We start from the raw sequence: 22956 nt of genomic DNA, 5'->3' as shown, positions 1-22956 counted from the left end.
CTGTGAAATTTCACTTTTTATAAGCTATGTCAGAAAGGTTCTAAGTTTTCAACCATCAAAAACCAAAAATGAAATATTATTTCAACTATTTTAAATTATTTTTGTGCTTATTGCGTTACAGAGTATTTTTGATTTCATTTGTTTTTATACGCTCATTAGGAGCGATGTGATATCAGTGCAATATTGCAATCAATCCCTGATGTCCTACAATTTTTACAGTTATCTATAGTGTCTCGTAGTGCACGTTTCTATTTACCGTTCAAGCCAACAACAATATTCTGAAATATTGGACAACGCACAACTTTTAAAGCGGCATGATCAGGCCAATAAAAGCCGTGGAAAAGTCTGCAAAAGCATATAAAATAATATAAAGCGTGGGACACGCCTACATACGCGTCCCACGCCGATAGTTATAAATTTTCGGGAATAATTATTCTGCCGCTTCGACTTCCATCTCATGTTTCGGCGTTTCATGTTTCGATATTTCGTGTTTTTGTACACGTTTATTCGTATTGGAAGCCTTCGATGTCTGCACCGCAATTTTCCGCGGCTTCATCTCTTCGGGAATTTCCCGTTTGAGTTCAATGTGAAGCAAACCGTTTTGTAGTTGTGCACCGACCACTTCAACATGATCCGCTAATTGGAAGCGACGTTCAAATGACCGGGAAGCTATTCCGCGATAGAGAAAATCACCTTCATCATTCTCTTCTTCACGAGATTTCTCGCCTTTAACGGTGAGTTGGTGACTTTGGGCTTCAATATCAATTTCATCTTCGGAAAAACCGGCAACCGCCATGGAAATCCGATAAGAATTTTCGCCCAACCGTTCGATATTGTAAGGCGGATAAGCTTGAACACTCTCCGGCTGTGTCATTGTATCAAACATATTGAACAAGCGGTCAAAACCGACAGTTGAACGATATAATGGTGAAAAATCTACTTGACGCATCATAATTGCCCTCCTTCAGAGCGACGAATGTTTGATTATTACGATCTCCTTCAAGGCAGACCCATATAACCAGCGACCCCGTATCGGCGATCGCATAGTTTATGTGGTTATTATTTTCTGATCTTTCAAGAGATAACCCCATCCCGAAAAACCCATCAGTGAAAATCTTTTAAAAATATTGAAGTAAACCATTTTTCCCAATTGCGCTTCCCGAACCAACAGGTCAGCTTTTGACGTGTTGCGCCTCCCCCCCTATTCACACGTGTCGCGACGTCACATAATGGTTTTTCTTCACGAACCGGACAATTTTTAGAACTATTCGTCATACCTCAATCTTGAGGAAATGCTTTTTTAAATGTTACAATTTAAATGGATAGACCAATTATCATGTAACAGAGAAAGCCCGAATAATTGCACTTGAACGCGTCAAAAGTCGAAAAGATACCTGCTCTCCTCTTTTCGTCGTTTATGGAAACGTCTGATAAAAGGCGTCTAGGCATCGTCAAGAACGTAAGAAAACATAATTTTCAAAAGGGAACTGTTATTTTTCTACAAGGAATTGCCGACAGTTCGGAGCGGTATAAAAACCTGTTTTCCAAACTTGTTGATCGTGGTTTTACCTATGCATCGTTTGATTGGTATGGACAGGGAGCTTCCACCCCATCCGACGAAAAGGAGCGCGAAACTGCTCAACGCACATTTGATATTAACCGACATATCGGTGATCTTGAGGAATTTCTTGACAAAATTGTCTATGCGGACTGCCCTCCGCCCTATTATTTTCTTGGTTATGATATCGGCTGTCTTATTGCGATCTCCAGCATTGATATTATCAACAACCAATGCAATCGCTTTCTCGGCATTTCACCTTTCTTCAGTCCTTTAGGTCATAAGATCGGTGGTTTTGAACACAAAATCAGCGAGATGATGAATGATTTCGGGCTCGGACATATGAAGTTGAGACAAGGAAAATCGATTTTTCAAAGTTACGACTTTAATAAAGGCTACTCCGACAGCGGCGATCATAAGGAAGAGGTATTCGCCGTTCTTGACAGGAGATGGCTTGCCCATGTGTTTGACACTGCAATTTACGCAAGAGAACGCCTTGAAAAAAATGACCTCCGTTTTCCCGCTTTGTTTGTCACCGGACACAATGACAGATTGACTAATGCAAGCGAAGTTCGTCACTTTTGTCATAATGTCAGGCTAGCCGATACAATCACACTTATTGGCGCCGGACACGACTTGTTAAATGATAAAGAAAATTACCAAAAACAGTTTTGGGCATTGTTCGACGCGTTTATTCCCGGAACCAACGCCTATGAAATCAATCATTGAGTATTGATAAGGCCGCTTCCAAAAGTTCGGGAGTTGCCGAAGCGATGATATTGCCGGCATCTTCAGCTTTTTTGCCGTTCCATTGTCTGATGATTCCGCCCGCTTGTTCCACAATCGGAATGAGCGCGGTTATGTCATAAGGCTTCAGGTCTGTCTCGACCACCAAGTCGACAAAACCGGACGCGAGCATCGCAAAAGCATAACAATCCGCACTGTAACGGGTTAAACGGACTTTCTGCGAAAGTTTTTGAAACCGGCTTTGATTTTCCCCGTCGAAAAGTTCCGGCGCAGTCGTCATCATTGTCGCTTTATCAAGCAATTTACAATTACTGACGGATAGTTTCTGGTGATGCCCGTCGTTTTCTGTGTAAAGGTAAGCGCCTTTGCCACAACTATAATAAATTTCGCGTGTAAAAGGCTGAGCCATCATACCGGCAACGGCCTTACCTTCCGTCTTCAAACCAACGAGACTACCCCACGTCGGCATACCTGTGATAAAAGAACGCGTCCCGTCAATCGGATCAATTACCCATAAATTGTTATTCAGCCCCGCGAGCGTTGGAAATTCCTCTCCCAAAATTCCGTCATCAGGCCGTTCCCGATGAATATATTCTCTTAATGCTATTTCGGTTTCACGATCAGCAATTGTGACGGGGTCAAAACCATTAAGGTCTTTGTTATCAATTGATAGCGGATGTCGAAAAATGGGGAGCGAAGTGTGCTCGACGATATCGGAGAGTTTTTTAAAAAATTCGAACCCCGGAACATTGCTCATGCTTTTTTCGACCATCCTGATTTCAAACAAAACTCAATACAAATCATTTAACCTGTTTTTGTGCCAATTCTCAATGCTTAAGATAGACGGAAAATCATCGATCAGAGCGGCTTTTATAATCACGCGTGTCTTTTGCATTATTATCCGGTGATATGTTTCCCGCAATTTTTTTAGAAAACTTACATAAATCGGAAACAAAAGCGCCAATTCTCGAATTCTAACGGCTTCGGATTTATTCCGCTGCGGCTTTACAAACCATCAATTCTTGTTCAGGAAAGGCCATAAGGTCGGCAGAAAGAGCAATCAGATCACTTTGCAATATATCGAAATTAATGTTGGCTTCGCGCGTAATCTCGTCGAGATACAGGCTTCTGTTTATTTCTATCTGCAAAGCATGGATGTTTTCGGATGGTCGACCGTAATGGGTGGTAATAAAGCCACCCGAGTAAGGCCGATTAAGAGTGACCTGATAGCCTTTTCGACTCAAACATTCGGCGGCATATTCCACAAACGCATTGGCACAGGATTGTCCATTTTGATCACCCAGAATAAAATCCGGCTGCCCGCCTCCATCAAAAAACTTCAACTTTCCCGGCATCGAATGACAGTCGATAAGAACTGCAAATCCAAAACGATTTCTCATTGTAAGAAGCTTGGCTGCAAGGTGGTCATGATAAGGAACATAAAGTTTTTCAATCCGCTCCATTGCATCATCAAGATGAATTCGACCATTATATATTTGTACACCTGTTGCTACGATTTTCGGGATTGTTCCTAAACCCGCCAGAACCCGCATTGACGGCTTCGGGACAGATTCCGGTAAAGGTTCAAAAAACATATCGGGATCAAGCTCGTAACGCTCACGATTAACGTCAAGAAATGCACGGGGGAAATTTGCTGCCATAAAAGCTGCACCAAGACCGACAACCCCATTGAATAACAAGTCGACGTAGCTGTCTTCAGAAATACGTATCGTAAAATTATCAAGAACGGATTGTTCCAAAAAGCTTTTCGGATATATGCGACCGGAATGGGGGGAATTGAACAGAAACGGAACTCTGAGTTCAGCCGGCTCGCTATATTGGAACGCTGTGACACTCATTAAATCCATTTGAAAAACCTGCCAATCGTAAATTTTATTAAAACCAATCGTATATTTATTAAAAAAGGTAAACCGACTGCCCCGTCATTCGCAACTACGAATTAACCATTATATAAAACAAACTCGCTCCGACAGCGTTTATCGCTTTTTTTACCAACTGGATTTATTGTATGAATAAAAGAGAGATAAGGTTCAAATTCTTATAAACAATTGCTGGACACTATAATGAAACGTATTTTGCTTGCCGAAGACGATAATGATATGCGTCGCTTTTTAGCAAAAGCCCTTGAACGGGCCGGTTACGAAGTTACCGATTTCGATAACGGTGCAAGCGCTTATGAACGGCTGCAAGAAGAGCCATTCTCACTTCTCCTGACCGATATCGTTATGCCGGAAATGGATGGCATTGAGCTTGCTCGCCGTGCTACTGAAATTGATCCGGATTTGCGGGTTATGTTTATTACCGGATTTGCCGCCGTTGCGCTGAATTCCGATAGCAACACCCCTCGTGACGCAAAAGTTTTGTCCAAACCGTTCCATTTGCGCGAACTTGTCTCGGAAGTCGAGAAAATGTTGATTGCAGCTTGATAGACCGGTTTTTGAAATCATCATTTTCGTCAAATTTTAGATTATTTTTTATAAAAAAGCATTGACCTCACGGTTTTGTTGTGGTGTATGCAACAGCGTCAGATGGGCGTGTAGCTCAGAGGGAGAGCACTACATTGACATTGTAGGGGTCACAGGTTCAATCCCTGTCACGCCCACCATCTGTTTTCCAAATAAAGGGTATATTTTTAATTGACCGTCTAAATCCGGTTTTCCGGTAATTTCGGCTTACAAGTCAGAGTGTTAAAAGCCAGACCGTTTACTCATGCTTCGCATCTGTTTGAGGCAATATGAGGTCATCAGATCATCTGTTCCTCCCTTTCTCCGGTGTGCCCCATTGAACAAAAACAGTTTGAAACTTCGCTTTTAATTCCGGATTAAACTCGGCTTCGAGAAAAACCGGAATTAACATCCTGAAAAACCGATTCTTTAAAACAAGCATCTTTCAATTACGGCACAGTTTCCGGAAGCCGCAGTTCGCAGTTCCGGTGAAATGACCGAAAGCTCTCACTCAAACGCGACAAACATGTCAATCGGGAAGCGGACTGTTCCTCCATTTTTTACAAAATGAAAATCATTGGGATAACGAACCCCTTTCAGTACCCTGCATGCGACAAAATAAACCCCATGAATAAGATAACGGCTTTATAACCATTTTGCCGACCAATTTTCCTGTTCTGCGAACTTGCCTTGAAAAATCATTAGAATCGCTCCCAAGGAAGCGCATCAACAAATTTCGTTTTCCGTCCATGCCGTTGGAAAATACTAATAATCTTGCCCCATTCATTAGAGCACAACGAGTTCGGTTCAAGTTTTAAAAAAATGGCCAGTGCTCATCCCTATACACCCGGTAGGATGAGCTTAAAAAATCCACTTAAATCGGGACAACGGTCCACAGGGTGGGAACCTTTGAATATCAATTTTAACAAATAAGAGAACCCAAATTTAACAAATAAGAGAACCCAAAATATTATTGATTCATCAAGATATTTAACATTCAAAAAATTTAATTCTGTGTGTTGAAAAGATCGTCGTAAAGCCGCTCTTTCAATTTTTGTTCAATCTCCGGATTGTATCAACAGAGAGAAATAGAAAAAATCGAGCCGATAACAAATGCCAAGGCTGGGAAAAAACAATCTCCTTCTCACCGCCACAGCAAGTCACTTTGGCCGACACTTGCGACCGATACACAGAAATGCTCAATAAATCAGCTCACAATGAACTAAATTATCTTGTTCGTTGACTTAGCGGGCTCGATCGAGAACTCTCTTGCATTCTATCAATTCGAATAACGCTTCTTGAAGCAGTGTTTTATTGTCTTTGCCCTTTCCGATGCTACTTCCGCCCACTTCAGCATCAGAATCCGATTTCATAAAGCTGAATAACCCTTTTGATTGCTGCGGCTTTGCCGGCAGTGGGGTGTTCTCGGCTTCTTCTTCGGCCTTTTTTTTCTGCGTAATTGCATCAATCGCCGCGATGTCGCCATTGCCGAGTGCAATGACAAAGGCAATGCCATTTTCCTTCAACAAGCGCTGGGCACCCTTTATGGTGTAGCCTTGCTCATATAAAAGTTGTCGGATTCCTTTAAGCAAATCGACGTCTGCCGGTCGATAATAACGACGACCACCACCGCGTTTTAACGGCTTTATTTGTGAAAAACGTGTTTCCCAAAATCTCAAGACATGTTGTGGGAGATCCAACGCTTCAGCAACTTCACTAATTGTACGGAAAGCATCTGGACTTTTATCCATTTTTTGACCTTTGCCGACTAAAACCGACCTCTAACCCGATGTTGAACTTGACCCCTTCCAAATGAATCCTGTTAAGCTGCCAAGTGCTTCGGCGAACTCTGTGAATTCACCTATTTCTTATTACAGAACAGCCACTTATAAAAGACACTTTTACATAACTGAAAAACAATAGTGTCGGGTCAGGACTTCTTTGAACGGTGACCATCCAAAATCTTTTTTTTCAAAACATTCGATGCTTTGAACGTCATGACGCGACGGGGTGAAATCGGTACTTCTTCACCGGTTTTCGGATTACGGCCAATGCGTTCGGTTTTATTGCGAACATGAAAAGTTGCAAATGAAGATAATTTTACAGTTTCACCCTTAACAATTGCATCACAAACTTCATCAAGGATCATTTCAACCAACGAAGCCGACTCTGTACGTGACAGGCCAACTTTCCTGCAAACGGCATCTGCCAAATCTGCACGCGTTACTGTGTTACCAGCCATAACAATCGCCTTCTTAAAATTGAAGCTAAAAAACTTATACGTAATATTCATTGCCGGTCAAGTTGCCGTAAGGTTACCAGCGGATAAGAATAGCTCCCCATGTGAATCCGCCGCCCATTGCCTCCAGCATGACCAGATCACCTTTTTTTATTCTACCATCATTAACAGCAACCGCAAGCGCCAAAGGCACTGACGCAGCCGATGTATTGCCATGTTGATCCACTGTAATGACAACTTTATGATCCGCAATACCGAGCTTTTTGGCAGATGCATCAATGATGCGTTTATTTGCCTGGTGAGGCACAAACCAGTCGAGTTCGGAAGGAGAAATACCGGTTGCGGAAAAGCACTCATCGACCACATCAGTGATCATGCCTACAGCGTGTTTGAATACTTCGCGCCCCTCCATTCGCAAATGGCCTGTTGTCTGCGTCGTCGACGGACCACCATCGACATAAAGCTTATCGACATATGCGCCATCAGAACGTTGTTTACATGCAAGGATGCCACGATCGCTGTTGGTACCGCTCTGATTTTCCACTGCTTCAAGAATAACGGCCCCTGCCCCGTCTCCGAAAAGTACGCAAGTTGAACGGTCATTCCAGTCAAGGATACGAGAAAAAGTTTCTGCACCGATTACAAGAACTCGCTTTGCCATGCCGCCTTTCAAATAAAGATCGGCAGTTGTCATTGCAAAAACGAAGCCTGAACATACAGCCTGCACATCGAAAGCAAAACCGTGCGACATTCCCAATGCATTCTGTATTTCAACAGCAGAAGCAGGAAATGTATGGTTAGGCGTTGCAGTTGCAAGAATTATACAATCAACATCGGCAACAGTAAGCCCCGCATTATCAAGCGCTGCCCGCGCCGCCGCGGCACCGAGTGAAACAGTTGTTTCATCTTTTCCGGCTATATAACGCTGGCGAATCCCTGTCCGTTGAACGATCCATGCATCGGATGTCTCGACAATGCCTTCAAGTTCGCTGTTTAACATTTTCTTTTTTGGCAGCGCACTTCCTATGCCACATATGGCAGATCGAATCATTCAGTTCTATCCTCAACCAGCGAATCAATATTCAGTCGTTCATACGTATAATTGCGTTCTCAATCATGCCCTGCATGGGTGCCACGCTCAAGAAGCTCGGGTTTTTTATCGTGAAAATGCCTCAAATCGGCTGCAATTTTCTCGAGAAGTTTATTGTTAACCATTTCATAGCCCACCCGTAAAGCAGAAGCAAACCCATCCGCATCGGTTCCGCCATGACTTTTGATAACAACGCCGTTAAGTCCGAGCAGTACACCGCCATTCACACGCCCCGGATCCATTTTCTGTTTGAGCTGACGGAAAGCACTTATTGAAAAAAGGTAACCCAGTTTTGTCAACCACGAACTCGACATTGCCTCGCGTAAAATCTGTGCCATCTGGCGGGCTGTCCCTTCTGCCGCCTTCAAGGCGATATTGCCCGAAAATCCTTCGGTAACAACGACATCCACAGTACCCTTTCCGATATCATTGCCCTCGACAAATCCCTTATATTCCAATCCATCCAGCCCGATTTCCCGCAACATCATGCCTGCTTGCTTGATTTCATCAAGACCTTTGACCTCTTCAACGCCTATGTTGAGCAATCCGACAGTTGGACGTTTGACATTATAAAGTGCACGGAACATGCCGGCCCCCATCACAGCAAGATCAACAAGCTGATCTGACGAAGCACCGATTGTAGCGCCGATATCAAGGACAATACTTTCACCGCGTAATGTTGGCCATACGCCCGCAATACCGGGACGATCGGCCTCTTCCATCATTCTTAAACAAAAATAGGACATTGCCATCAATGCACCGGTGTTACCGGCTGACACGCAAGCGTCTGCCTCACCGTTTTTTACAGCTTCAATCGCTTTCCACATAGATGATTTTCCACGGCCGTTCCGCAACGCCTGGCTGGGTTTTTCGTCCATACGGGTATAGGTTTCGGTTGCAATGAATGTCGAAGCGGAAGCAAGTTCCGGATAGCGCTTCAAGACTGGTTCTACTGCACTTGCAACACCGTAAAAAATAAAACGTATTTCAGGAAAACGTTTCTGCGCAATTGCTGCACCGGCAATTGTGATCTCCGGGCCAAAATCGCCGCCCATTGCATCCACAGAAATTCTGATCACTCTTAAATGTCCTATTAGTTTCTGATTTTATATAGAAAAGCATCGTTTCAGGACGATGCTTCGTGAAACTTTATGCCGAAAATACCGGTTTTAAGCCATTATACAACTATAAAAATCGTTTTTTTGGTGGCGTTGGTCATTTCAATTGTTTCAAAACGGCAAATGGCGATGACTGCTCCTCTTCTTTTTCCATATCTTCAATGTAATCGCCATGAACCCCTTCTTTTCGTGGATAGGGGTCTAATGAAAGTTCGAAAAACTCCTCAAGAAATGCACCTACATCTATTGTGTCGCCATGAAATACTTCCGGTGTATCCGGTCCTTCGGCATCGACAAAAACTTCTCCGGTATTTTCAAGCTCTTCATATTTTACAAGCTTTGATCCTTCGGGAACAAATACAGACTCAACTTCTTCCTCGACATGCTTGTGAAGTGGTTCAAGCGTTACGACACAGGCTTGCACGACTTCCGCCTCGAATTTGCCTTTGACGCGCACACCACGTTTTTTCCATGGACTGATGTGAACATCGGCACGAAAAGAATCTACACCTAAAAGACCATGATTTTCTTTCAGCTTCAGCCGTTCTTTTTCATCAGCTTCGATTTTTATTCGCACGCCCTTTACCGGAAGTGAACGGACATTAACCGGATAATGGATTGCAAACTTCATTATATGTTGTTCATTGTCGCTTGTGTGGTCATTATTGTGCATAATGCGCCTCGTATTGTAATTCGACTGCCTTTGTCGGGTCGGTTGTCCGTGCAATTTAACACTTTTGGCACCAAGTTCCGCACTTGAAACGCATCAAAAGCTCCGACATTTTAACATAGTCATTGTTAATAATTGCAACTTGGCAGCGATGCAATCTATTGCAAACGGCTTTAAGGTGGTTTAGGCAAAAAGATTGAAAAATAATAATTCCCTGCCATGCGTTAGATGGAGATGTCATTGTTTCACACGATCCGCATTAAAACCCGAGCTAAGCATGGGTTACTTATCGGTTTAATGGCTGCAACTGCAATTACAATGAGTGGCTGTAAGTCTCATGATTTACTCAAGACAAGCCAAACCTATAACGAAGGCTATGTACTCGACGAGTCGGCACTTGCTTCCGTGCCAGTTGGCTCAAGTCGCGATCAGGTGTTACTTGCTCTTGGTTCGCCATCTATGACCGCGATGTATGACAACGAGGTTTTTTATTATATTTCGCAAACGCGTTATCGCGGTGCGCAATTCATGAAGCCTAAAATTGTTGATCGTAAGATACTTGCTATCTATTTCAACAAGAATGGACAGGTTGAACGAATTGCAAATTACGGCTTGCAGGATGGAAAGGTCTTCGACAGCATTTCGCAGACTACACCAACGGGTGGTCACGACCAATCATTCCTGTCACAGCTCATCAAAGGCTCGAAAGGCGTGCCGCAATTGCCACAAACGGGCAGGTAAAATTTCCTGCCCGGGAAGCTGTTTTTAATGAAAAAATAAAGCTTTCGTTACAGTGACTGAAGACCGGAAAACATCAGACAAAAATAAAAGCTCTATCTTTCGATAGAGCTTTTTTTAAATATCTAATGCAATTTCCGCTTTTGCAACTTTATTAGTTGCGCAATTCTTTTGCCATTTTATCGAGAACAGCATTAACCATTCTCGGCTCTTCACCGTCGAAAAATGCTTTGGCAATATCCACATACTCGCTTATTGCAACTGCGATCGGTACATCTTTACGATTTTTTATTTCCCAAGCGCCCGCCCGCAATATAGCACGCAAAGTCGAGTCAATACGTGACAGAGGCCAATCCTCGGGCAAAAGCTGGCGGATCATCGGATCAAGCAGCCGTTGTTCATCCAATACACCTGCTATAATTGCGCGGAACCATTGTGGATCGGCTTCAAGATATTGCTCGCCATCGACTTCCTGTCCTAATCGATAAGTCTCGTATTCCGATGTTATTTCCAAAATTCCAGTGCCGGCAACGTCCATCTGATAGAGTGCCTGAACAGCAGCCAAACGTGCCGCGCCACGTTTATTGGCACGGCGCGACCCATTATGATTATTGGCAGAAGTATTACTCAATGATTTGCTCCGAACTTGGCTTTAAGCGCTATCATGTGTAGCGCTGCCTCGGCAGCAAAACCACCTTTATTCTTTTTATCCGGCAGCGCGCGAGCCCAAGCCTGTTTCTCGTTTTCAACGGTTATAATACCATTGCCAATAGCCAGCCGCTTGCGCACGCTCAAATCAGCAATACCACGGCATGATTCGTTGGACACAATCTCGAAATGATATGTTTCGCCCCTGATGACGCATCCCAATGCGACATAGCCGTCATATTTTCTTTCACTTTTTTCGGCAAAAGCAATCGCAGCCGGAATTTCCAATGCGCCCGGAACAGTTACAACATCAAAATCTGCATTTGCCGCTTTCAGTGTTTCTGTTGCACCTTTCAACAAGGCGTTGGAAATTTCATCATAAAAACGGGCTTCTACAATGAGTAAACGAGCCTTCTTCACATTTTTCTTTGTCATAATCTGATCCTATAACTCAATAATAGGGTTGACACTCTATGTCCCTCAAAGCCCATTATAAAAATAATGGTTGAGCCAATATCATTCCCTTTAGAACAGTTTTCAAAAATGCGAAAGCTGCTTTTCCTAAAATGATTTCATTGGAACGTCATTTGAAGACTTAAGATGCCGCAGTGAAAAAATATTTATTTTCAGCTTACCTGTTGAATTCGGAAAGACGCGCCGCATAACGCGCAAGCTGATCGATTTCGAGGTTGACACGATCACCCCTCTTACGTTCTCCCCACGTTGTTACGTTGAGCGTATGGCGAATAATCAGAACATCAAAGATGTTGTCTTTGACAACATTGACCGTCAACGACGTCCCATCCAGTGCAACCGACCCTTTACGCGCTATAAAAGGAGATAATTCCCGAGGCGTCTCGAGTTTGAAACGTCTGGCGTCACCCTCATCGGTTATGTCGGTTATTTCCGCCAAACCGTCAACATGACCGGAAACAAGATGGCCACCCATTTCGTCGCCAAGTTTCAAAGACCGTTCGAGATTGATATGCCGTCCAACTTTCCAGCTTGAAATATTGGTGAGCCTTAATGCCTCTTCCCAAGCTTCGACTGCAAACCACTGCATATTTTTTGTGTCGTCGGATTTTTCTACGACAGTCAGACATATGCCGGAACATGCGATAGAAGCTCCGATATCAATCGAGTTTATATCGTAATGGTTCGCGATCTTTAGTCGTAAACCTTCGTTAAGAGGTTCAATCCCGGCTATTTTTCCTATATCTGTCACTATTCCAGTAAACATTGAGGATGGTATCTCCATTCGTTATATATGTCTTCGCCAAATCTGGCCTTGTTGACCTTGTCAAAATGACCGAGATATTTTTCAAAATCCGGTGCGGGAATTCTATTCTTGCCCAATTCAATTGTTGAACGGAAAAGGACGATTTTGTCAACGTACTGCTTATCCAGAAAGGTACACGCAAGTCGAGTGCCCCCCTCAAGCAGAATGCTTGAAATATGATTATCAAACAAGACCGCAAGAATATCTTTCGGCGCTATCAAGCCGTTGCTGTCATCTAGCACAAAGATATTTACGCCTTTTTTCTCGAACGCTGCTATTTTTGTTTGATCAGCGTGTTTGCCGACAATCACCCAAGTTGGCAAAAACCTTGCTGTTTCAACCACTCGACAGTTGACGTCGATTGTAAGCCTCCGATCAACAACCACGCGTACCGGCGAACGTTTTTCCAATCCCGGCAATCGGCAATCAAGTTCCGGATCATCCGTTATAACTGTGTTGCTTCCAACCATAATAGCGTCGTTTTCCGCACGCATCATATGACTGACAGAATGCGATATTCCATTGCTGATCGAAACGTTCCGTTTGCCTAAAAGCCCGATACCACCATCTGCAGAGATTGCCATTTTTAGTGTCACTTCAGGGCGGGAAAGTTTCCTGTTTGCCAAATAAGCGCTTAATCCCTCAAAAGCATAGTCCGCCAACAGCCCTGTTTCGACAATAATGCCGGCATCCTCCAACATTTTGATACCGCGTCCTGAAACTCTTTTATCAGGATCACAAAGTGAAATGACAACGCGTTTGACGCCAGCTTTTATCAGTGCATTTGCACATGGCGGAGTTTTCCCATAATGCGAACAGGGCTCAAGTGTCACATAGACTGTGCTGCCACGTGCATTTTCACCCGCCATTTGTAACGCTTGCGTTTCTGCATGTGGCCGGCCGCCAATTGCTGTCACTCCGTGACCTATGATTGTTTTGCCGTCATAGCTTACGATAAGTGCACCGACGGAAGGATTTTCGGCAGTTTCACCAATATGCCGATGAGCCAGACGGATGGCCGCGGCCATAAAGCGACGGTCGGTATTGTCGTCAGCCATTATTGGTGTTTTCTTTTTCGCCATTACGATCTGACAGCTCGTCAATTACATCGTGAAAATCACTGGCATTACGAAAATTGCGATAGACGGACGCAAAACGGATATAGGCGATGTCATCAATGCCTTTCAATGCTTCCATGACGAGGCGCCCTATCTCTTCGGATGGTATCTCGGGCTCGCCCGAACTCTCAAGCTGCCGGACAATACCGGATATTGCCCGTTCGACCCGTTCAGGGTCGACATTTCTTTTGCGCAACGCCACTTCAACCGAGCGCATCAGTTTGTCACGGTCAAAGGGGACATGGCGTCCGCTTTTCTTCGTAACCATTAACTCCCGCAACTGGACACGTTCAAAAGTAGTAAACCGTCCGCCGCATACGGGACATATGCGGCGGCGACGGATAACCGAACCATCTTCGGCCGGACGCGAGTCCTTTACCTGAGTATCTTCAGATTGACAGTAAGGACACCGCATTTTTTACTCCGTTCAAATAATCAGCCAAGATAAGGATATAGCGGGAAACGTTCAGTCAATGCTTGAACCTTTTCACGTACATGTGCCTCTACTGCAGCATTTCCCTCATCCGAATTTGCGGCCTTCAAACCATCAAGAACTTCCGAAATCAATTCACCGATTTCATCAAATTCCTTTTCGCCAAAACCGCGTGTTGTTCCTGCCGGTGTACCAAGTCTTACACCCGATGTAACAAACGGTTTTTCCGGATCAAACGGAATGCCATTTTTATTACATGTGATATGAGCCCTGCTCAAAGCACTTTCAGCGCGTTTCCCTGTCGCATTTTTAGGGCGCAAATCAACCAGCATTAAATGATTATCGGTGCCACCGGAAACAATATCAAGGCCATTCTTTATCAAACGGGCCGACAATGTTTTCGCATTGGCAACAACATTTTTTGCGTAAGTCTTGAAAGATGGACGCAAAGCTTCGCCGAATGCGACAGCTTTCGCGGCAATAACGTGCATAAGCGGTCCGCCCTGTATACCGGGGAAGACAGCCGAATTAATCTTCTTTGCGATCTCTTCGTCATTCGTCAGAATCATGCCACCGCGCGGGCCGCGCAATGATTTATGGGTCGTCGAAGTGACAACATGCGCGTAAGGAACTGGCGAGGGATGAACACCTCCGGCCACAAGACCTGCGATGTGGGCCATATCAACCATCAGATAAGCACCAACTTCATCGGCAATCTCGCGAAACCGTTTCCAATCCCAAAAACGGGAATAGGCAGTACCGCCGGCAAGTATAAGCTTGGGTTTATTTTCGCGGGCGATACGGGCGACTTCATCCATATCTATTCGCTGGTCATCCCTTCTCACACCATAAGAAACGACATGAAACCACTTGCCGGACATATTGACAGGTGAGCCATGGGTTAAATGCCCGCCGGAATTGAGATCGAGCCCCATGAAAGTATCACCGGGTTTCAACAGCGCGAAAAATACTGCCTGATTCATTTGGCTGCCCGAATTCGGCTGCACATTCGCAAATGCAGCACCGAACAACTTCTTTGCACGCTCGATTGCCAAATTTTCAACAACATCAACATATTGGCAACCGCCATAATAGCGTTTTCCCGGATAACCTTCGGCATATTTATTGGTAAGAACTGATCCTTGTGCTTCAAGCACAGCACGCGATACGATATTTTCCGATGCAATCAATTCGATTTCATTACGCTGTCGGGAAAGCTCGCCGCGAATAGCATCAAAAACTTCAGAATCAGTTGTTTCAAGATCGTCATTAAAAAAACGCTTTTGCGTCGCATCCAGTTGGTCACTCATGGGAAAAAAGGTCCTATCAAAGAAAAAATAGCCGCTTATTGATTATCACAGCGTTGCGATATGTTAAACGCTTTCAATAGAATAGCCAACAACTCAGAAAAAATCTTCAGGAAAAAGTCGATTTTAACCAATTTAAATTTACCAATGAAACGGACTAAGCCTGAAAAACCTGTACCTCTTCCCCCTGCGTTGTTTTATTAAGTTTTGTGACATCATAAAAAAAACTTTATTTTTTTGTGCGGTCATGCAGAATAACGCTTTCCTTTTCGGATTACATGGCTTCTCTTTCTCTGGCTTTTTCACAACGAAAAGCATTCAATTTTTTGATAAAATCTACATTCCAACGATAGGCATAAGATAATGCGGACAAAAGTCTTTATTGATGGAGAACACGGCACAACCGGTTTACAGATCAGAAAACGTCTGGCATCACGAAACGATCTTGAAGTTCTTTCGATTTCCGCGGAAGACCGCCACAATGAGACCGCCCGTCTTGAGCGACTGAATGCTGCCGATATTGCAATTTTATGTTTGCCGGATGATGCTGCAATCGAGACGGTAAAAAGCATCGCCAACAATAAAAAACTCCGAATTATTGACAGTTCGACTGCTCACCGCATTTCTCCTCAATGGGTCTACGGATTTGCCGAATTGACGAAAGGTCAGTCGGAGAGGATAGAAGCCGCGCAATTCGTTGCTAATCCCGGTTGTTACCCGACAGGAGCTTTAAGCATTATCAGGCCATTACGTGAAGCGGGTATCATGGCGGAAGACTTTCCTGTTTCGATCAATGCAGTGTCGGGCTACACCGGTGGCGGCAAAAAAATGATTGGACAAATGGAAGATCAATCCCGCGAAGACCGTATTACTGCAAACTATTTCATCTATGGTCTGAACCTTAGGCACAAACATGTGCCTGAAATTCGCGTCCACGGGAAACTGGCACAATCGCCGATCTTCGTACCAAGCGTCGGGCGATTTCCCCAAGGCATGATCGTGAACATACCGTTGCACAATAAATTGCTCGAGAAAACTGTTTCGCTTACTGATTTGCGCTCTATTTTTAACGCTCATTATCACGAAAGCAAATTCGTAAAAGTTGCAAGTGAGGAAGAAAATAGCCGTTTGGTAAGATTAGATGCCGAATTGCTCGCCAATACAGACGAATTGAAGATATTCGTGTTTGGTGACGAAAAAAATGGCCTCTTCAATATCTGTGCCGTGCTCGATAATTTGGGTAAAGGTGCCTCTGGAGCGGCCGTTCAAAATCTTGACCTGATGATCGGCAAGAACTGTAAAAATTGAAAAAGCTGGTAATAACATGACAAAAGACCGGTCAGATTACTGGCCGGTTCGGTTTTCTACGTGACAGGTCTGCTACACTGACCGGTTATCAATTCTCGTCTGAAAGCTTTTTTGATGCTTTTTCAACGGGATAGGCACCTTTTGTAGCACGCCAATGTGCAACTGCGAAAACCAGCACCAAAAGCGCTACACCCTGATGTATCAATCCCCAGCTTATCGGTGCTTCAAGCAACAGTGTGATAATGCCGAAGATTGCCTGTACAACGATTGCCAAGAGTAAAAGCATTGCACGCCTTGCATGAGTTGTTCCGGAAGCGAGCTTTTCAACTTTGAGAGCGTGGACAAGTGCCGCCAGCAATAAAAGATAGGCAAAACAACGGTGAACAAATTGTACAGTGAGACGGTTTTCGAAAAAGTTACGCCATGTGGGCTGATCGGCAAGCAAACCTTCCGGAACCAGTTGTCCATCCATCAGCGGCCAAGTGTTATAAACTTTGCCAGCATGTAAACCTGCAACGAGAGCACCAAGATAAATCTGCACCAACACCATCACAACAAGCCAACCGGCAAACTTCTGGATGCTTCGATTGGCAGGTTTGTCACTATAATCGGCAAGTCCTCTTGAAACATAGGTAACAAAAATCACAACGATACATGCAGTAACAAGGTGAATTGCCAAGCGATACTGGCTCACACTTGTCAAATCACTGGCTCCCAGCCCAGAGGCAACCATCCACCAACCGATCGCCCCCTGAATAGCGATAATGACGGGGACGGCAATAAGCTGGGGAAGGAATGTTTTTTCTATCCGCTTTGTTGCCCAGAACCAGATAAGACCGAATAATGCGATGACACCGACGAGACGCGCCAATAGACGATGCGCCCATTCCCACCAGAATATTCCTTTGAATTGAGAAAGGGTCATTCCCTGATTGACCACTTTATATTGGGCAATCTGTTGATATTTTTCGAATTCATCCTGCCATTCGACTTCTCCGATTGGCGGAATGACACCATGCACGGGTTTCCATTCAGTAATTGACAGACCCGAGCCGGTTAAACGTGTGGCACCTCCGACAATGACAATTGCCAAACACAGAATGAGAACAGCATATAGCCAAATCTGTATCATCTTGCGATTGCGCGCCTGTCTGGCATTAGGCACGGTTTCATCAATTGCAGTCATTGTCATAACGAGACGCTTTCACTTTACAATATGCGCCGGTATTTTCCGGTTCTTTTTTATATTGGTGCAGCAATGTTTCCAAGAAAACAAGGGCGTTGACCGCGACAAGCCGTCGCGTCTTCCGTCTTTATCAACTATCAACAAGCATGAAAACCGGCAGAACGGAATATTCGGAAAATAAATTGCGCCAGTTTTCTTGATCTTTTATTTCATCCGAAGAAATAACAAGGCAGTCACTCTGCTGGAATAGCTCTTCCACACCGAATTCCGGAACTTTCGACATCGCGATCAGAATGAAAGAATACTTCTCCTTCAAGCCTTTCAACATAGCGGGAATATCTCTTGAAAAGTCCTTGGCCCGAACCAGACTTGCAATGCCCTGAGGCAGAATATCAACGCCTGTGTCATAATCATTGTAGATCACGTCCGAAATATCCGCGTCACCCGTTAACACATCGGTAAAACCACGGTGTGGACCAATCAGGTTTCCGATTTCATTGGTTGAAACATCGACAAGCAGAATGGATGCTGCGTTTTTCTTTAACCCCATTGATAGGCGTGCAGATGATTTTGCCGCATCATTACCGACGATAGAAACAATTTGCGCATTGATCTCGAGTAAACGTTCCACCAATTCTTGTGGTTCAAAATGGTTATATTCAGTTGATGGATCCTGTTCTGCCGGAATCGGACGATTTCCTTCCTGCACTACCGGCTTTTCATCAATTTTTCTATCATGGAAAGCGATCTTTAAGCGTTTTCTAACCAACAGCGTGATGACCGACAGAAACAAAAAGACCAGAATTGTGAACACGGATATCAGTGTCCCGAAACGGCTAAAAAATGCTTGTTTTTCGATTCTGATCGGGTGGCTGTTAACGACAATAGCCTGCCCGTTCATGAGCCCCGAAGCTTCTATTGTTTTGTCGTAATCATTCCAGATAGACTTCAGCTGTTTTTCAAATCTCTCTAAAACCTGATGATCGGGTTTAAACCCCGCTTCGCCTGCCGACTTCAATTCATCGCGCAAATTGTTTTCAATTCTGGTTGCAAGTTCTGCTTCGGTGTAAAGCCGTTTGACCGCCAAATTTATGTTATTTTCAAGTTCATCCTTCAGTTCGTTTTGTTCAGCCGTCATTGCTTTGATCTGAGGATGAACGCTACCCAAACGGTTTTCCATATGGGCTATGTCTGTGTTCAATTTGTCCAATTCGCTGGTCGTTCGTAAAACGGCAGGATCATTTGCGATAAATTCGAGCCCAAGTGGTGATTGGTCGTGTATTTTCAAGTCATTCAAGACTTCGATTGATGCATCTAAGCCGATGCGATTATTTATTGCATCTAAAAGCGAAGCGTAAAGTTCGGAATTGGTTTCCTGCCGGTTTGAACTTTTGAATGATTGATCAAAATCAGCAAAAGCCGACTGAAGAAGGTTGTTCCTCTTCTCGCGAATTGCAGCAATTTTACTTTGTGTTTTATCCGGAAAAGCTTTTGACAAATCATTCCGAAAGTCATCAAAATGTCTTTGTAAAAACGATTGCGCATATGTCGGATTTTTATCAGCAAAGCTTAGCTCGATATGATGGCGGCATTCTTTTACAGAAAATGAACGACTGAATAGTTCGAATTTTTTTCCGTTATGTTTTATATCCGACAAACTTTCCATTGGCCGGGTAGCCGAACTGGATAGCAATAAGGATGTGATTTTATTTCGGGTGCTGTCGTCTATAGAGGATCCGTCTGTTCTTTGGACAGAAAATTCCAATGTCGCGACGTAAACCTCCGGTTTCAAGAGACAATAGGCGACGGCGAGAACAAAACAAAATGCGGTAGCCAGCAAAATCAAAATAATATTTTGCTGATTCAAACACTTGAATTTTTCGTCCGTTCCGGCTTCTCTTGTCATTCCCGTTCAACTGGTAAAAGAGCGATGATTATCCAGATAGAACAGAAGGAGTAACTATCCCCTTAAAGAATCAAAATAAAACCGCCAAAAAGGCGGTTTTTTTATCAAAACAATTCTGTCAACCGGCTGTATCAAGTGCCAATTGGGATGACCCGTCCATGTGATAAATGTCATCACGAAATTGGACGACCCCTTCTCCCGTTGACCAGGCAGAAATGTACACAAAATGAAGAGGAATCGGATCGGGAATGTTGATTGGCGTATTTTGCCGCGAAGCAATGACGGCTTCCATACGCTGTCTATCCCAACCCGGCGTATTTTTCAAAATCCAGACATTCAGATCCCGAATATTCTGAATGCGAATACAACCCGATGAATCAAAACGCATCAAACTGTTAAAAAGCGTCTGGATTGGCGTGTCGTGCATATAAACCGAATAGGGATTGGCAAAATTGATTTTTGTAGAGGACATCGCGTTGATCTTGCCCGGATCCTGACGGAACATCATGCCTACAGCTTCGTCACTATGCCAATCAATGCTTTCGGGTGAGACTTCCTCACCACGGCTGTTGAATATGTGGATACTGTTATCCGAAAGATAAGACGGATTTTTCTGCATCAACGGAATAATATCTTTGCGAATAATCGACTTCGGCACAGTCCAGAACGGATTGAGAATGATCTGGCTGATTTTTGAATCCAATAGAGGCGTTTGCCGATCTATTTTGCCGACCACAGCGGTATGACGTTGCACAACGACACCATTTTCAACCGCTTCAATCTGGGCCGCCGGAATATTGACCATGACAAAACGTTGTTCTTTCGAAGTCATGTCAACTTTCGGCTTCAAACGGTCAACATTGATATGCAACTGGTTAAGGCGGGTCTGGGCATCGACATTCAACGATTTATATGTCGATTCACCGGTCACACCATCTGCCGGCAAACCATGACGGGCCTGAAAGCGTTTAACAGCGGCATCAACATAAGTATCGAAAGATTGAGACATGCCGACGCCGCTTTGAAGATCACCCGAGGCTGCAAGTCTCTGACGAAGTGCTATAACCGCAGGATGCGTTACACCAATTCGCAATTTCCCCTGTTCGGTCGGCACCCTTTGCCAACCACCGCGGCTCACGATATCTTCATACTGGGCAATTGCCCGTTGCGAATCTTCCACAGTTGCAAAACTCAAAACCGGCTGGTTTGACGCAACTTTTCCACCACCCGATGGACCAGCATCAAATTGATCGTCCCAGCGAGCTCTCCCTGACTGGGCAAACATCATATTATTTGCTTTGGCAACCAGAGGTGCACAGGATAAAGCTGCTACAGTCGCCAATGATTGCAAAAAGAACCTTCGGCCGATGAACGAGTTTTTGGCAGATGTCATATTTTTATGTGTCATTCTCAATTTTTCCAGGCATGCCTTTGCCGATAGCAAATCGACAGTCATGCTAAAAAATATTCAATGGAAGTATGATCGTGTTTTTCCAGACTGATACAATTTTGTGTCTTTATCATGTCTAAAGAAACAACGACCTTCAACATCTGGTATATATAGGGAGCTTCTCGTTAAAAATATGTAACTATAGTATTTTTTTGTTTTTCTTGAGAACAAGCATAACTTGAAACATGACAAAAAGAATTGCGACAAGAAAATGGAATATCGCGAGCCACGGAAACAGGATGAAATAGGAGCTATAGAGGGTAAAAGCGAGAGATTCGGTGATTGCCGCGAAAAACCACAAAATGATTCCCCAGAGCGACCCCATCCATAAACCAAGAGCCGCGATCGGATAAGTAACAGCAAGAACAACTGTTAAAACTTGCCAAAGCCATGGCATCCGGTCAATACGCCATAACTCGCCGGGAAATACGCCAACAAGCCGTATCCAATAAAAAATTGCAAACAGCAGAGCCACAATCGAAAGACAATGAAGAAAAATTGAATAAGCCGATGCTACCAGATCAGGTTTAACCACTTGGCGTAACTGGTTATCCATCAAATCTCCAATTCTTTCTCAACCGGCTGAAAATATGAATCGACAATTTCATCAGTTACACCGGCCAAGCTGTCGGGCTTCCAGTGCGGATCATTGTCTTTGTCAATCAGAACAGCCCGCACGCCCTCGTAAAAATCATGATTGTCCATCATGTGATGGGCAACCCTGTTTTCCACTTTCAAACAATCATCAAGGCCCAATGGCTTACATTGCATCATTGAACGCCAGATGACCGCCAGACTTGTCGGAGAACGCTTCAATAAAGTGTCCAGCGTTTCCTTGGCAAATTCATTACCCTCATCTGCTTTTTGTTTTAATTGATTAAGAGAGGCTTCAAGCGAATCCGTTCCGAAACACTCGGCTATCAACGATCGCAAATCGGCAGAAGTTTCGTAGTTGACTTCAACTGCATATTTTTCGAGCGCGGGACGGGGATTACCTTGTTCAATAATACTTGCGCGCAGATCTTCCAGATTTTCCTGAGCAACTGCGTGGGTTGCCAAACCGGTTTGCAAGCAATCTCCCCATTTACACCTTGCTCCGGTCAAAGCCATATACATGCCGAAATGGCCACTCAAACGCGACAGAAAGTCACCCGCACCAACGTCGGGGAAGAAACCGATTGCGCTTTCCGGCATAGCAAAAAGCGTATTTTCGGTCACTATGCGATGGGAACCGTGGACTGAAATACCAGCTCCTCCACCCATACATATACCATCGAGGATCGCAATATATGGCTTCGGAAAACGGCCGATATAACTGTCGAGCTTATATTCGGCTGAAAAATAATCATAAGCCGGACGACCCGCCTTGCCTTCCTTATAAGCGTAAACGACATCACCTCCCGAACAGAAGGATCGACCTTCGCCTTCTACAATTACGCACAGAACATCGTCATCAGTTTCCCAACTTCGCAAAGCTTTTTCAATTGCCACAACCATGTTGAGGCTCAGCGCGTTCAAGGCATCGGGGCGTGTCAGCCGTACAATTCCTGCGCGACCTTCTTTCAAGAACGTGACCTCGCTCCCGCCACCAAAATCAAGTTGCATCGCCCAAAACTCCTTAGGAACACTGATAGGTTGCCGTTATTTAAATCATTATTGACTGTAAAATCAATCAACCTTGCCAAATAGGAGCCGA

General features: G+C 44.2%; 23 protein-coding genes and 1 tRNA gene. 5 read left to right on the top strand and 19 right to left on the bottom strand.

What is annotated here, in order from left to right:
• Positions 1-430: 430 nt before the first annotated feature.
• Positions 431-949, bottom strand: coding sequence for an Hsp20 family protein (locus H3V14_RS08380; protein ID WP_198228355.1), 519 nt, complete (start codon positions 947-949; stop codon positions 431-433).
• 417 nt (positions 950-1366) lie between these two features.
• On the opposite strand from H3V14_RS08380, the gene H3V14_RS08375 reads away from it, so the two are divergent.
• Positions 1367-2287 carry an alpha/beta fold hydrolase gene (locus tag H3V14_RS08375; RefSeq protein ID WP_198227961.1) on the top strand — a complete coding sequence of 307 codons (921 nt, stop codon included), beginning with the start codon at positions 1367-1369 and terminating at the stop codon, positions 2285-2287.
• Here H3V14_RS08375 and H3V14_RS08370 read toward each other — a convergent pair.
• On the bottom strand, positions 2277-3077 hold the full coding sequence (locus tag H3V14_RS08370; RefSeq protein WP_371809461.1) for an inositol monophosphatase family protein: 801 nt from the start codon (positions 3075-3077) through the stop codon (positions 2277-2279). The genes H3V14_RS08375 and H3V14_RS08370 overlap by 11 nt on opposite strands.
• A gap of 217 nt (positions 3078-3294) precedes the next feature.
• Entirely contained in the window at positions 3295-4173 is an 879-nt protein-coding gene (locus H3V14_RS08365) for an N-formylglutamate amidohydrolase (protein WP_198227959.1), read from the bottom strand.
• Positions 4174-4389: 216 nt separating this feature from the next.
• Between H3V14_RS08365 and cpdR the strand changes: the two genes are divergently transcribed.
• Positions 4390-4752 carry a cell cycle two-component system response regulator CpdR gene (cpdR, locus tag H3V14_RS08360; RefSeq protein WP_075870787.1) on the top strand — a complete coding sequence of 121 codons (363 nt, stop codon included), beginning with the start codon at positions 4390-4392 and terminating at the stop codon, positions 4750-4752.
• A gap of 104 nt (positions 4753-4856) precedes the next feature.
• Positions 4857-4931: transfer RNA gene (locus H3V14_RS08355), tRNA-Val, on the top strand.
• Positions 4932-6014: 1083 nt separating this feature from the next.
• Here H3V14_RS08355 and H3V14_RS08350 read toward each other — a convergent pair.
• The 5 genes from H3V14_RS08350 to H3V14_RS08330 form a co-directional block, all read right to left on the bottom strand.
• Complete coding sequence (locus H3V14_RS08350; protein WP_075870788.1) at positions 6015-6521, bottom strand: MerR family transcriptional regulator; 507 nt, start codon at positions 6519-6521, stop codon at positions 6015-6017.
• Between the two features lie 179 nt (positions 6522-6700).
• A complete protein-coding gene (locus H3V14_RS08345) occupies positions 6701-7012 on the bottom strand; it encodes an integration host factor subunit alpha (protein WP_075870789.1) in 312 nt (103 codons plus the stop codon).
• A 73-nt stretch (positions 7013-7085) separates the two neighbouring features.
• Positions 7086-8060 (bottom strand): beta-ketoacyl-ACP synthase III, encoded by a 975-nt coding sequence (locus H3V14_RS08340; RefSeq protein WP_198227957.1) that lies wholly within the window; start codon positions 8058-8060, stop codon positions 7086-7088.
• A 59-nt stretch (positions 8061-8119) separates the two neighbouring features.
• Complete coding sequence (gene plsX / locus H3V14_RS08335) at positions 8120-9178, bottom strand: phosphate acyltransferase PlsX (RefSeq protein ID WP_075914365.1); 1059 nt, start codon at positions 9176-9178, stop codon at positions 8120-8122.
• A 136-nt stretch (positions 9179-9314) separates the two neighbouring features.
• A complete protein-coding gene (locus H3V14_RS08330) occupies positions 9315-9890 on the bottom strand; it encodes a DUF177 domain-containing protein (RefSeq protein WP_075914364.1) in 576 nt (191 codons plus the stop codon).
• Positions 9891-10115: 225 nt separating this feature from the next.
• On the opposite strand from H3V14_RS08330, the gene H3V14_RS08325 reads away from it, so the two are divergent.
• The gene (locus H3V14_RS08325; RefSeq protein ID WP_075870793.1) at positions 10116-10628 is read left to right on the top strand and encodes an outer membrane protein assembly factor BamE; all 513 of its coding nucleotides are present in this window, start codon (positions 10116-10118) and stop codon (positions 10626-10628) included.
• A gap of 151 nt (positions 10629-10779) precedes the next feature.
• On the opposite strand, the gene nusB is transcribed toward H3V14_RS08325, so the two are convergent.
• The 6 genes from nusB to glyA all read right to left on the bottom strand — a co-directional run bounded on the left by nusB (position 10780) and on the right by glyA (position 15413).
• Positions 10780-11256 carry a transcription antitermination factor NusB gene (gene nusB, locus H3V14_RS08320; protein ID WP_075870794.1) on the bottom strand — a complete coding sequence of 159 codons (477 nt, stop codon included), beginning with the start codon at positions 11254-11256 and terminating at the stop codon, positions 10780-10782.
• On the bottom strand, positions 11253-11708 hold the full coding sequence (locus H3V14_RS08315; RefSeq protein ID WP_075870795.1) for a 6,7-dimethyl-8-ribityllumazine synthase: 456 nt from the start codon (positions 11706-11708) through the stop codon (positions 11253-11255). The genes nusB and H3V14_RS08315 overlap by 4 nt, the downstream gene beginning before the upstream one ends.
• 196 nt (positions 11709-11904) lie before the next feature.
• Positions 11905-12513 (bottom strand): riboflavin synthase, encoded by a 609-nt coding sequence (locus H3V14_RS08310; RefSeq protein WP_198227955.1) that lies wholly within the window; start codon positions 12511-12513, stop codon positions 11905-11907.
• Entirely contained in the window at positions 12498-13610 is a 1113-nt protein-coding gene (gene ribD / locus H3V14_RS08305) for a bifunctional diaminohydroxyphosphoribosylaminopyrimidine deaminase/5-amino-6-(5-phosphoribosylamino)uracil reductase RibD (protein WP_246785120.1), read from the bottom strand. The genes H3V14_RS08310 and ribD overlap by 16 nt, the downstream gene beginning before the upstream one ends.
• Positions 13603-14085: a transcriptional regulator NrdR gene (gene nrdR, locus H3V14_RS08300; protein WP_075870797.1), complete on the bottom strand. Its 483-nt coding sequence runs from the start codon at positions 14083-14085 to the stop codon at positions 13603-13605. Before nrdR ends, ribD begins: the two co-directional genes overlap by 8 nt.
• Positions 14086-14105: 20 nt before the next feature.
• Positions 14106-15413: a serine hydroxymethyltransferase gene (glyA, locus tag H3V14_RS08295; RefSeq protein WP_075870798.1), complete on the bottom strand. Its 1308-nt coding sequence runs from the start codon at positions 15411-15413 to the stop codon at positions 14106-14108.
• A gap of 360 nt (positions 15414-15773) precedes the next feature.
• On the opposite strand from glyA, the gene argC reads away from it, so the two are divergent.
• A complete protein-coding gene (argC, locus tag H3V14_RS08290) occupies positions 15774-16718 on the top strand; it encodes an N-acetyl-gamma-glutamyl-phosphate reductase (protein ID WP_198227953.1) in 945 nt (314 codons plus the stop codon).
• Positions 16719-16806: 88 nt separating this feature from the next.
• Here argC and H3V14_RS08285 read toward each other — a convergent pair whose 3' ends face one another.
• The 5 genes from H3V14_RS08285 to H3V14_RS08265 all read right to left on the bottom strand — a co-directional run bounded on the left by H3V14_RS08285 (position 16807) and on the right by H3V14_RS08265 (position 22865).
• Positions 16807-17910, bottom strand: a complete 1104-nt coding sequence (locus H3V14_RS08285) for a COX15/CtaA family protein (protein WP_198227951.1) — start codon at positions 17908-17910, stop codon at positions 16807-16809.
• Positions 17911-18034: 124 nt separating this feature from the next.
• Positions 18035-19570, bottom strand: a complete 1536-nt coding sequence (locus tag H3V14_RS08280; RefSeq protein WP_198227949.1) for a hypothetical protein — start codon at positions 19568-19570, stop codon at positions 18035-18037.
• A 358-nt stretch (positions 19571-19928) separates the two neighbouring features.
• Positions 19929-21218 carry a murein L,D-transpeptidase gene (locus H3V14_RS08275; protein WP_246785118.1) on the bottom strand — a complete coding sequence of 430 codons (1290 nt, stop codon included), beginning with the start codon at positions 21216-21218 and terminating at the stop codon, positions 19929-19931.
• Positions 21219-21399: 181 nt separating this feature from the next.
• Positions 21400-21816 (bottom strand): DUF6163 family protein, encoded by a 417-nt coding sequence (locus H3V14_RS08270; RefSeq protein ID WP_075870801.1) that lies wholly within the window; start codon positions 21814-21816, stop codon positions 21400-21402.
• The gene (locus H3V14_RS08265) at positions 21816-22865 is read right to left on the bottom strand and encodes an enoyl-CoA hydratase/isomerase family protein (RefSeq protein WP_075870802.1); all 1050 of its coding nucleotides are present in this window, start codon (positions 22863-22865) and stop codon (positions 21816-21818) included. The genes H3V14_RS08270 and H3V14_RS08265 overlap by 1 nt, the downstream gene beginning before the upstream one ends.
• Positions 22866-22956: the final 91 nt, after the last annotated feature.

The organism is Bartonella sp. W8151 (assembly GCF_016100385.1).
Taxonomy (GTDB): Bacteria; Pseudomonadota; Alphaproteobacteria; order Rhizobiales; family Rhizobiaceae; genus Bartonella; species Bartonella apis.
The sequence above is the reverse complement of the archived record's forward strand: the minus strand, read 5'-3'. Positions and strand labels throughout refer to the sequence as shown.